At 72.2% G+C, this 10701-nt stretch carries 10 protein-coding genes; 7 read left to right on the top strand and 3 right to left on the bottom strand.

The window, feature by feature from the left end:
• Positions 1 to 827: 827 nt before the first annotated feature.
• From AB0F62_RS41420 to AB0F62_RS41430, 3 genes are read right to left on the bottom strand one after another with little or no spacing between them, the layout of a single operon-like run.
• Positions 828 to 1757: an aminoglycoside phosphotransferase family protein gene (locus AB0F62_RS41420; protein ID WP_361811652.1), complete on the bottom strand. Its 930-nt coding sequence runs from the start codon at positions 1755 to 1757 to the stop codon at positions 828 to 830.
• A 23-nt stretch (positions 1758 to 1780) separates the two neighbouring features.
• Positions 1781 to 2227 (bottom strand): ferritin-like domain-containing protein, encoded by a 447-nt coding sequence (locus tag AB0F62_RS41425; protein WP_361811655.1) that lies wholly within the window; start codon positions 2225 to 2227, stop codon positions 1781 to 1783.
• A gap of 8 nt (positions 2228 to 2235) precedes the next feature.
• Positions 2236 to 2769, bottom strand: a complete 534-nt coding sequence (locus AB0F62_RS41430) for a hypothetical protein (protein ID WP_361811675.1) — start codon at positions 2767 to 2769, stop codon at positions 2236 to 2238.
• Between the two features lie 169 nt (positions 2770 to 2938).
• On the opposite strand from AB0F62_RS41430, the gene rimP reads away from it, so the two are divergent.
• The 7 genes from rimP to truB all read left to right on the top strand — a co-directional run bounded on the left by rimP (position 2939) and on the right by truB (position 9880).
• On the top strand, positions 2939 to 3463 hold the full coding sequence (gene rimP, locus AB0F62_RS41435) for a ribosome maturation factor RimP (protein ID WP_361811658.1): 525 nt from the start codon (positions 2939 to 2941) through the stop codon (positions 3461 to 3463).
• A 2-nt stretch (positions 3464 to 3465) separates the two neighbouring features.
• A complete protein-coding gene (gene nusA / locus AB0F62_RS41440; RefSeq protein ID WP_361811661.1) occupies positions 3466 to 4452 on the top strand; it encodes a transcription termination factor NusA in 987 nt (328 codons plus the stop codon).
• A gap of 79 nt (positions 4453 to 4531) precedes the next feature.
• Positions 4532 to 4813 (top strand): YlxR family protein, encoded by a 282-nt coding sequence (locus AB0F62_RS41445; protein WP_361811664.1) that lies wholly within the window; start codon positions 4532 to 4534, stop codon positions 4811 to 4813.
• Positions 4814 to 4967: 154 nt separating this feature from the next.
• On the top strand, positions 4968 to 8084 hold the full coding sequence (infB, locus tag AB0F62_RS41450; RefSeq protein ID WP_361811667.1) for a translation initiation factor IF-2: 3117 nt from the start codon (positions 4968 to 4970) through the stop codon (positions 8082 to 8084).
• A gap of 144 nt (positions 8085 to 8228) precedes the next feature.
• Positions 8229 to 8522, top strand: a complete 294-nt coding sequence (locus AB0F62_RS41455; RefSeq protein WP_361811678.1) for a DUF503 domain-containing protein — start codon at positions 8229 to 8231, stop codon at positions 8520 to 8522.
• 42 nt (positions 8523 to 8564) lie between these two features.
• Positions 8565 to 9008: a 30S ribosome-binding factor RbfA gene (rbfA, locus tag AB0F62_RS41460; protein ID WP_361811669.1), complete on the top strand. Its 444-nt coding sequence runs from the start codon at positions 8565 to 8567 to the stop codon at positions 9006 to 9008.
• Positions 9008 to 9880, top strand: coding sequence for a tRNA pseudouridine(55) synthase TruB (truB, locus tag AB0F62_RS41465; RefSeq protein ID WP_361811672.1), 873 nt, complete (start codon positions 9008 to 9010; stop codon positions 9878 to 9880). Before rbfA ends, truB begins: the two co-directional genes overlap by 1 nt.
• Positions 9881 to 10701 lie beyond the last annotated feature (821 nt).

Genomic DNA, 10701 nt, shown 5'->3' on the forward strand with positions numbered 1-10701 from the left:
GTCTGTGCCGCACAACAAATACACGTAAGTGTCCAGAACGCCCACCCCTACGACCCCGCCCCCTCCGTCTCGTAGCGCGCCTGATCGCCGGAGGGTGGTCAAAGGGGGGAACACGCCTCCGCCACGACAACGCGCCGGAACACCGGAACCCGGTGCGGGCACCTGCGAATGGAGGTGGATGGATGAGTTACTCGCGATGGCTCGACATCTACGAGGCGGCGTGGACCGACGCTTCCACGCTCGCAGGTCGCACGTGTCCACGCTGCGAACGCGCCGATCTGAACCTGGCCTTCATGGCGCCAGGGGTGCCTTCTCACGTCGTCATGGCCGCACTCTGGTGCGGTGTCTGTCTCCACGCGGGAAATGTCCCAGACCCGAGACCTCGAAGATCTGGAACCGGGACGACGCAGAACGCGAAAAGCCCGTACCCAACTACACCCTCATTCCACCGGAGTAGGCCCTGCGCGATCCCTTCCCGCAGGCGCTGCACCGCCCCCGATGGAGCGGCGCGCTCACGTTGGCGGAGGGGCTCTTTCCGTCTCACCCCCTCCGGCGATCAGGCGCGCTACGAGAGGGAGGGGGCGGGGTCGTAGGGGTGGGCGTTCTGGACACTGGGCGTATTTGTGTGCGGCACCCGGGATGCCCAGGCAAAGTGCCCGCCACGCACGTAAATATGCGTCCAGAATGCCCAGCCCCGGAGGCCCCGACCCCGGCCCACCACACACGCGCGAGGCGGTGCCTGACCGCGCCGGGCAATCGGGCGGGCGGGCGGGGGAGAAACCGCAACCGCAACCACGACGGCGCCGCACACAAAGACTTGGCACGGACTACAGCCAGGTCGCGAACTCCAGAAGCAACTCCCCCGCCCCCCGGTCCCCGACCGAGAACGCCCACGCCCCCGCCTCGACCGACCGGAACAGGGCCCAGCCCCGGACCCGGTCCCGGTCGACCTCGAGGGAGTCGGACAGCTTCGCGACCCGGCGGCGAGCCGCCGCCTGGGACCCGGGAGTGGCGATCAGCGTGTCGAGACGGTCACGCACGAGCCAGGCGAGGTCGTACGCGGGGTCGCCGACCAGCGGTTTGGGGTCGATGGCCAGCCACGGCACGCGGTCGGCGGCCAGCACGTTGCCGTGGTGGTAGTCGCCGTGCAGCAGCACGGCCTCGCCCGGCGGCTCCGCGCACAGCGCGTCCCGTACCGCGAGGGCCTCGTCCACCAGGGGACCGGCCTCCTCGGGGAGGTCACCCCGGTCACGCCGCTCGCGCAACAGCCCCGCCAGGCGGGCCGTGTGCTCGGCGACGGGCACGAAGGGGGCGCCGTCGCCCGGGGGGACCCAGAGCCGCCGCAGCGTGGCGCAGGCCTCGAGCATCGCCTTCGGCTCGGGCAGCGAACGCAGCGACACGTCGCTGTGCAGGCGTTCCAGGAGGAGCGCACCCGCGTCGGGGTCGGCCCGCAGCAGGCGGACCGCGCCGCGGCCGTCCCAGCGGGCGAGCGCCGCGTGCTCGTGGCGGGTCTCGTCCGTGACGAGGCCGATCTTGAGGGTCGCGGGGGTGTCGTCGGCCTGCCGGACCAGGACGATCATGCTGATCTGGCCGCCGGGGGAGAGCACCCGTTCCGGCCGCAGCTCCCAGCGCTCGAGGTGGTCCGCGACGCGCTGGGGGAGCGTGGCGAGCCAGGCGCGGCCCGGTTCGCCCTCCCAGGCGCTGACCGTGCGGACCAGCCGTTCGGGCGGTTCCAGGTGCTGTGGTGCCGAGGCCATGCGTGAGTTCGTCCCTCCTGGTGCTAAACCTTCTCCGCGGCCGTCCGAGCGTGTTCGGCCAGCCCCGGGAAGGCTACGCTCCCGCCGCGCCAGCGCACGGCACGGACCGCCGCCTCGCGCAGGGCGCCCGCGGCGTCCCGGCGCAGATCGGCGTCGGCGGCGCGCACGAGGTCCGCGTAGACCCCGGCGACCCGGTCCTCCAGCTCCGCGGCGAGGCGCACCGCCGCCGTCCGGTCCGGCACGGCGAACGGCAAGGCGTACGCGGGCTCGGCGGCGACGGGTTGGCCGCCGAGGTCGCTGACGGTCCGGCGCAGGGAGTCGCGGCGGGCGCGGTGCGCGTCGTACGCCTGCCGGGCCTGCTCGGCCAGGTCGCCGCCGACGCGGGCGCCGACGATGCCGTATCCGTACACGGCGGCGTGCTCGGCGGAGAGTGCGGCCTGGACGGCCTGGAGCGGCGCTTGCGGTGCCATGGGTCGGGTCAGTGCTCCTTGAGCAGCAGGACGTGCCCGGCGCCGCAGGCGGCCACCGAGGCGAGCAGGCGGGCGAGTTCGGGCGGTGCGTCGAGCAGCGCGGCGGCCCGGGCGTCGGCGAGCGCGCGTTCGGCGGTCGCGAGCGCGGACAGCGCGTCCCCGGGCCGCGTGGGGACGGACGAGGCCGATACCGACGGGGACGCGGCGGCGGACGGCGACCCCGAGGGGGACGCGGACGGGGACGCGGCCCGTACGCGCGTGCCGAACGCCTGGGCGTGGCGGGCGACTTCGGCCCGCAGCGGCAGCAGCCGCTTCGCCAGGTCCGGGTGCGCCGCGATGGTGGCGTCGTAACGCGCGAGCAGTCCGGCGCTGTCCCCGGCGGCGCGCTTGCGCAGCGCCTCGCCCGCGGCGGCGGACGGCGAGGCCTTCGACGCCCCTGCGGGCCGCGCCGGTTCCGAGCAGCCGCCGAGCAGTCCGGCGGCGGCCGGCAGGACGAGAGCGGCGCGGACCGCGCGCCGGCGGGGAATGTTGCTGAGCGGCACAGTGCCCCTTCCCGTGATCACCTCACGTGAGGGTACCCGCGTGACGCCCGGGGTCCGTGACGGCGCCCGCCGCTGCGCCGAATCGTCGTTCCGGGGCCTGAACCGATAGGCTTTGGCCCGACACGAGACCTTCCACCACAACAGCACACGCGGCCGAGGAGTCACCCGGATGAGCACCACCCAGAGCGAGAGGCTGCGCGGGCTGCTTGAGCCGCTCGTCGTGAAGACGGGGCTGGAGCTGGAAGAGGTCAAGGTGACGGCCGCCGGCAACCGGCGGCAGCTCCAGGTGATCGTGGACTCCGAAGAGGGTGCCCCGCTGGACACGCTCGCCGAGTTGAGCCGGGAGATCTCCCAGGCCCTCGACGAAGCCGACGCCATGGGTGGAACGCCGTACCTGCTGGAGGTCTCCTCCCCGGGCGTGGACCGCCCGCTCACCGAGCCGCGCCACTTCCGGCGCAACGAGGGCCGGCTGGTCAAGCTGACGAAGACCGGCGGGGACCAGTTGGTCGCGCGGATCCTCGGGGTCGACGAGGAAGGTCTCGACCTGGAGGTCCCGGGTGTCAAGGGACGCAAGCCCAAACCCGCCCGCGTGGCCTTCGGCGAGATCGCCAAGGCGCGGGTGGAGATCGAATTCAGTCGCAAGGACCCGGCCGATGCCGATACCGACGGCGACGAGAGCACTGAGGAGGCGTAGCCGTGGACATCGACATGAGTGCCCTGCGGGGTCTGGTCCGGGAGAAGGAGATCTCCTTCGACCTGCTGGTCGAGGCGATCGAGTCGGCGCTCCTCATCGCGTACCACCGTGAGCCGGGCAGCCGCCGCAACGCGCGCGTGCAGCTGGACCGCACGAACGGCCACGTCACGGTGTGGGCCAAGGAGGACCCGTCGGAGACCCCCGAGGGCGCGGAGCCCCGGGAGTTCGACGACACGCCCAGCGGCTTCGGCCGGATCGCCGCGACCACGGCGAAGCAGGTCATCCTGCAGCGGCTGCGCGACGCCGAGGAGGAGATCACCTTCGGCGAGTACGCGGGGCGCGAGGGCGACATCGTCACCGGTGTGGTCCAGCAGGGCAAGGACCCCAAGAACGTGCTGGTCGACATCGGCAAGCTCGAGGCGATCCTGCCGGTGCAGGAGCAGGTGCCCGGCGAGGACTACAAGCACGGCACCCGGCTGCGCTCGTACGTCGTCCGGGTGGCCAAGGGAGTGCGCGGCCCGTCCGTGACGCTCTCGCGCACCCACCCGAACCTGGTGAAGAAGCTCTTCGCGCTGGAGGTCCCGGAGATCGCGGACGGTTCCGTGGAGATCTCCGCGATCGCCCGCGAGGCCGGTCACCGTACGAAGATCGCGGTCCGTTCGGGGCGTTCCGGGCTCAACGCCAAGGGCGCCTGCATCGGGCCGATGGGCGCCCGGGTGCGGGCCGTGATGGCCGAGTTGAACGGCGAGAAGATCGACATCGTCGACTGGTCGGACGACCCGGCGGAGATGGTCGCCAACGCGCTGTCACCCGCTCGGGTGAGCAAGGTGGAGATTGTCGACATGGGCGCCCGCTCCGCGCGGGTGACGGTGCCGGACTACCAGCTGTCGCTGGCGATCGGCAAGGAAGGGCAGAACGCCCGTCTGGCCGCGCGGCTCACCGGCTGGCGGATCGACATCCGCCCCGACACCGAGAACACCGACCAGTAGCACCGGGCGGTGACCGAGGAACAACCGTGCGTCGAATAACCCGGAGGGGTGAGGTCGGCGCGGGGAGGTAGACTTAAGGATGTCTGGCCGGACGCATGCCCCAGCACGCCCGGAGCGCACGTGCATCGGGTGCAGGGGGCGGGCGGCCAAGCGCGATCTGCTGCGTGTGGCGGTGGTCGGGGAGTCCTGTGTTCCCGATCTTCGCGGTACGCTGCCCGGTCGGGGTGCGTATGTGCACCCCGACACCGTCTGTCTCGACCTGGCGGTCCGCCGCCGGGCGTTCCCTCGGGCCTTCCGGGCCCAGGGCGCGCTGGACACCGCGGATCTCCGCGGGTATGTGGAGCAGGCACACCGTGAGTAGGCAGGAAGACCGTTCGGGCGACCGTGCGGTCAGTACCCCGCGAGTTGGAAGTAGGTCGAGATTGCGATGAGCACTCGATGAGCACGCGATGAGTACGCCCATGAAGTAGCGACGGTCCGGCGGACGACCACCCCGGACCTCATGAAGGAGCGAAGTGGCTAAGGTCCGGGTATACGAACTCGCCAAGGAGTTCGGAGTTGAGAGCAAGGTCGTCATGGCCAAGCTCCAAGAACTTGGTGAATTCGTCCGTTCGGCGTCCTCGACGATCGAGGCGCCGGTTGTTCGCAAGTTGACCGACGCACTGCAGGGTTCCGGTGGCGGTTCCGCCTCCGGGAAGCCCTCGGCTGCCAGGCCCGCGGCGCCGCGCAAGGCCGCGCCCGCAAAGCCGGCCACCCCCACTCCGGGTGCGCCGGCCCGTCCCGCTGCCCCGGCTCCGAAGCCGGCGGCGGGACCCGCCCCCACTCCCAAGCCCGCGACCGGCTCCGCGCCGGCCCCGGGCCCGCGTCCCACCCCGGGTCCCAAGCCGGCCCCGGCCAAGCCCGCGCCGGTCACCCCGGTGCCGCAGGCGGAGTTCTCCGCCCCGCCGGCTCCGCCCGCCGCGCCGGCGGCCCAGGAGCGCCCGGCCCAGGCCGAGCGTCCCGCCGCCGCCGAGCGTCCGGGCGCCGGGCGTCCCGGTGCTCCCGGCCCGCGTCCCGGTGCCCGTCCGTCCGGCCCCGGTCAGCGTGACGGCGGCCGCGGCCAGGGTGGCCCCGGTGCCCGTCAGGGCGGCCAGGCGCCGCGTCCGGGCGCCCCGCGTCCGGCGGGTCCGCGCCCGGGCAACAACCCCTTCACCTCCGGCTCCACCGGTATGCCCCGCCCGCAGGCGCCCCGTCCTGCCGGCGGCCACGGTGGTGCCCCCGGCCAGCCCGGCCCGCGCCCCGGTGGCGCCCCGGGTGCGGCCGGTCCCCGTCCCGGTGGCGCTCCGCGTCCCGGCGGCGGCGCTCCCGGCGGTGCCCGTCCGACCCCGGGCGGCATGCCGCGTCCGCAGGGCAGCGGTCCCCGTCCGAACCCGGGCATGATGCCGCAGCGTCCCGCTGCCGGCGGTGCCCCGGGCCGTCCGGGTGGTCCGGGTCGTCCCGGTGGCCCGGGCGCGCGTCCCGGTGGTCCGGGTCGTCCCGGCGGCGGCGGTTTCGCCGGTCGTCCGGGTGGTGGCGGCGGCGGTGCCGGTCGTCCCGGTGGTGGCGGCGGCTTCGGCGGCCCGCGCCCCGGTGGCGGTGCCCCCGGTGGTGGCGGCGGCTTCGGTGGCGGCGGTGGCCGTCCCGGCTTCGGCGGTCGTCCCGGTGGTCCGGGTGGCCGTGGTGGCACGCAGGGCGCCTTCGGCCGTGGCCCCGGTGGCCGCCCGGCCCGTGGCCGCAAGTCGAAGCGGGCGAAGCGCCAGGAGTACGAGGCCATGCAGGCCCCGTCCGTGGGCGGCGTGCTGCTGCCCCGCGGCAACGGCGACACCGTGCGCCTCTCCCGTGGCGCCTCGCTGACCGACTTCGCCGAGAAGATCGGCGCCAACCCGGCGTCGCTCGTCCAGGTGATGCTCAACCTCGGCGAGATGGTCACCGCGACCCAGTCCGTCTCCGACGACACGCTGCAGCTGCTCGCCGACGAGATGAACTACACCCTCCAGATCGTCAGCCCGGAGGAGGAGGACCGCGAGCTTCTCGAGTCCTTCGACATCGAGTTCGGCGAGAACGAGGGCGGCGAGGAAGCGCTCGTCGCACGTCCGCCGGTCGTGACCGTCATGGGTCACGTCGACCACGGAAAGACCCGCCTCCTCGACGCGATCCGCAAGACCAACGTGGTCGCGGGCGAGGCCGGCGGCATCACCCAGCACATCGGTGCGTACCAGGTGGCCACCGAGGTCAACGGCGAGCACCGGGCCATCACCTTCATCGACACCCCGGGTCACGAGGCGTTCACCGCCATGCGTGCCCGCGGTGCCAAGTCCACCGACATCGCGATCCTCGTGGTGGCGGCGAACGACGGCGTCATGCCCCAGACGATCGAGGCGCTGAACCACGCCAAGGCGGCCGATGTGCCGATCGTGGTCGCGGTCAACAAGATCGACGTCGAGGGCGCGGACCCGACGAAGGTGCGCGGTCAGCTGACCGAGTTCGGCCTGGTGGCCGAGGAGTACGGCGGCGACACCATGTTCGTCGACATCTCCGCCAAGCAGGGCCTCAACATCGACAGCCTGCTGGAGGCCGTGGTCCTCACCGCGGACGCCGCCCTCGACCTGCGGGCCAACCCGGAGCAGGACGCGCAGGGCATCGCGATCGAGGCGCACCTCGACCGCGGCCGCGGCGCCGTGGCGACCGTCCTGGTCCAGCGCGGCACCCTGCGGGTCGGCGACACCATGGTGGTCGGCGACGCGTACGGCCGTGTCCGTGCGATGCTCGACGACAGCGGCAACACCGTCGACGAGGCGGGCCCCTCGACTCCGGTCCTGGTGCTCGGTCTGACGAACGTGCCGGGTGCCGGCGACAACTTCCTGGTGGTCGACGAGGACCGTACGGCCCGCCAGATCGCCGAGAAGCGTGCCGCCCGCGAGCGCAACGCGGCCTTCGCCAAGACCCGCCGCCGGGTCAGCCTCGAGGACCTGGACAAGGTGCTCAAGGCCGGCGAGGTCCAGCAGCTCAACCTCATCATCAAGGGCGACGCGTCCGGTTCGGTCGAGGCCCTGGAGTCCTCGCTGCTCCAGCTCGACGTCGGCGAGGACGTGGACCTGCGCATCCTCCACCGGGGTGTCGGTGCGGTCACCGAGACCGACGTCACCCTGGCGGCGGGCTCCGACGCGATCATCATCGGCTTCAACGTGCGGGCCGAGGGCCGCGCCACGTCGCTGGCCGAGCGTGAGGGCGTCGACGTCCGCTACTACTCGGTGATCTACCAGGTCATCGACGAGATCGAGGCGGCGCTCAAGGGCATGCTCAAGCCCGAGTACGAGGAGGTGGAGCTCGGCACCGCCGAGATCCGCGAGGTCTTCCGCTCCTCCAAGCTCGGCAACATCGCCGGTGTGCTCATCCGCTCCGGCGAGGTCCGACGCAACACCAAGGCGCGCCTGCTCCGCGACGGCAAGGTCATCGCGGAGAACCTCACCATCGAGGGTCTGCGGCGCTTCAAGGACGACGTCACCGAGATTCGCGAAGGTTTCGAGGGCGGTATCAACCTCGGCAACTACAACGACATCAAGATCGACGATGTCATCGCGACCTACGAGATGCGCGAGAAGCCTCGCGTCTGATCGAGGCGACCGTGACCGGGGCCGATCGGCGGAAGGGAAATTCCGTCGATCGGCCCCGGCCGTTGCCTTTAGTGTGGTGATTGCTGTTCACGGTGTGCGCACCGTTCACGACGAGGCCTCACAGGTCGGCTTGACCTGATGCCCATGTATGTAGGGACGCTGTCCTTCGACCTGCTTCTCGGCGACGTCCGGTCGCTGAAGGAGAAGCGGTCCGTCATCCGACCGATCGTGGCCGAGCTCCACCGCAAGTTCGCGGTGAGCGTCGCGGAGGTCGACCAACACGATCTTTACCGCAGGGCCGAGATCGGCGTGGCGGTCGTGTCCGGGGACCTCGGGCACATCAAGGACGTCCTCGGACGCTGCGAGCGCTGGATGGCCTCGCGCCCCGAGGTGGAGTTGCTGTCGGCGCGGCAGCGGGTCCACGGCGACGACGACTGACACTCACGTACCGAAGCGTGAAGAGAAGAGAGAAGAGCACGCATGACCGACACCGCGCGGGCGCGCAAGCTGGCGGACCGCATCCGGGTCGTGGTCGCGGAGACGCTGCAGCGGCGGATCAAGGACCCGCGGCTGGGCTACGTGACGATCACGGACACCCGGGTCACCGGTGACCTCCGGGAGGCGACCGTCTTCTACACGGTCTTCGGTGACGACGAGGAGCGGGCCGCCTCGGCGGCCGCGCTGGAGAGCGCCAAGGGCGTCCTCCGCTCGGAGGTCGGACGGCAGACCGGCGTGCGCTTCACGCCGACCCTGACGTTCGTGGCCGACGCGATCCCGGAGAACGCGCGCACGATCGAGGACCTGCTGGCGAAGGCCCGTCTGGCCGACGAGGAGGTCCGCAAGACCGCCACGGACGCCTCCTACGCCGGCGACGCGGACCCGTACCGCAAGCCGGCCGAGGACGAGGACGAGGACGAAGCCTGATGAAGGACGGGCTTGTCATCGTCGACAAGCCGGGCGGCATGACCTCGCACGACGTCGTGTCCCGGCTGCGCAGGCTGGCCGGGACACGGCGGGTGGGGCACGCGGGAACCCTGGACCCCATGGCGACCGGCGTCCTCGTCATCGGCGTGGAGAAGGCCACCCGGCTGCTCGGGCACCTCGCGCTCACCCGCAAGGAGTACGAGGCGACCATCCGGCTCGGCCAGACCACGGTCACGGACGACGCGGAGGGCGAGATCACCGCGGCGGCCCCCGCGGGCGGTGTCACCCGTGAGGCCATCGACGCGGGCATCACGCGGCTGACCGGCGACATCCTCCAGGTGCCGTCCAAGGTGAGCGCGATCAAGGTGAACGGCGTCCGCTCGTACGCCCGCGTGCGCGGCGGCGAGGAGTTCGAGCTGGCGGCGCGACCGGTCACGGTGTCGTCCTTCACCGTCCGGGACGTGCGGCGCGAGGGCGACGACCTCGTGGACGTCGACGTCACCGTCGAGTGCTCCTCCGGCACGTACATCCGGGCCCTCGCCCGGGACCTGGGCGCGGGTCTGGGCGTCGGCGGCCACCTCACCGCGCTGCGGCGCACCCGGGTCGGGCCCTACGGTGCGGACCTGGCCCGGACCCTGGAGCAGCTGACGGAGTCCTTCTCGGTGCTGCCCATCGCGGAGGCCGCCGCGGCGGCGTTCCCCCGCTGGGACGTGGACGCCCGCCAGGCGCGCCTGCTCGGCAACGGGGTGCGGTTGGACGCGCCCCCGTCCCTGGGGGCGGTGCCCACGGCGGTGTTCGGGCCGGAGGGGGAGTTCCTGGCGCTCGTCGAGGGGCGGGAGGGGCAGGCCAGGATTCTGGCCAACCTCGCGTAACGCTGCGCCGGCGGTGCGGTTGCTGGTGCCCGGTTGTTGTGTGCGGCGCCGTTGTGGTTGCGGTGGTTTTTCCCGCCCGCCCTCCCGATTGCCCGGCGCGGTCGGTGCGGGCTTCGCGCGTGTGTGGGTGGGCCGGGTGCGGGGCCTCCGGGGCTGGGCATTCTGGACGCATATTTACGTGCGTGGCGGGCACTTTGCCTGGTCGTCCCGGGTGCCGCACACAAATACGCCCAGTGTCCAGAACGCCCACCCCTACGACCCCGCCCCCTCCGTCTCGTAGCGCGCCTGATCGCCGGAGGGGGTGAGACGGAAAGGGCCCTTCCGCCGACGTGAGCGCGCCGCCACAACGGGGCAGCGCGGCGCCTGCGGGATGGGATCGCACAGGGCTTACTCCGGTGGAATGAGGGTGTAGTTGGGTACGGGCTTTTCGCGTTCTGCGTCGTCCCGGTTCCAGATCTTCGAGGTCTCGGGTCTGGGGCATCTCCCGAGATGGATCCCGTGGAGACAGGCACCGCACCAGAGTGCGGCCATGACGGCGTGAGAAGGCGCCGTTGGCGCCATGAAGGCCAGGTTCAGATCGGCGCGTTCGCAGCGTGGACAGGTGTGGCCTGCGAGCGTGGAGGCGTTGGTCCACGCCGCCTCGTAGATGTTGAGCCATCGCGAGTGCGGGCGCCGGGTTCCGGTGTTCCGGCGCGTTGTTGTGGCGGAGGCGTGTTCCCCCCTTTGACCCCCCTCCGGGGATCAGGCGCGCTACGAGACGGAGGGGGCGGGGTCGTAGGGGTGGGCGTTCTGGACACTTACGTGTATTTGTTGTGCGGCAC

Source organism: Streptomyces sp. NPDC026673, assembly GCF_040638135.1.
In the GTDB taxonomy this organism is placed as follows: domain Bacteria; phylum Actinomycetota; class Actinomycetes; order Streptomycetales; family Streptomycetaceae; genus Actinacidiphila.

Coding starts and splice junctions, on each gene's coding strand:
- AB0F62_RS41455 (WP_361811678.1), top strand. CDS start 8,229: ATGTATGTAGGGACGCTGTCCTTCGACCTGCTTCTCGGCGACGTCCGG.
- truB (WP_361811672.1), top strand. CDS start 9,008: ATGAAGGACGGGCTTGTCATCGTCGACAAGCCGGGCGGCATGACCTCG.
- AB0F62_RS41420 (WP_361811652.1), bottom strand. CDS start 1,757: ATGGCCTCGGCACCACAGCACCTGGAACCGCCCGAACGGCTGGTCCGC.
- rimP (WP_361811658.1), top strand. CDS start 2,939: ATGAGCACCACCCAGAGCGAGAGGCTGCGCGGGCTGCTTGAGCCGCTC.
- AB0F62_RS41425 (WP_361811655.1), bottom strand. CDS start 2,227: ATGGCACCGCAAGCGCCGCTCCAGGCCGTCCAGGCCGCACTCTCCGCC.
- AB0F62_RS41445 (WP_361811664.1), top strand. CDS start 4,532: ATGTCTGGCCGGACGCATGCCCCAGCACGCCCGGAGCGCACGTGCATC.
- rbfA (WP_361811669.1), top strand. CDS start 8,565: ATGACCGACACCGCGCGGGCGCGCAAGCTGGCGGACCGCATCCGGGTC.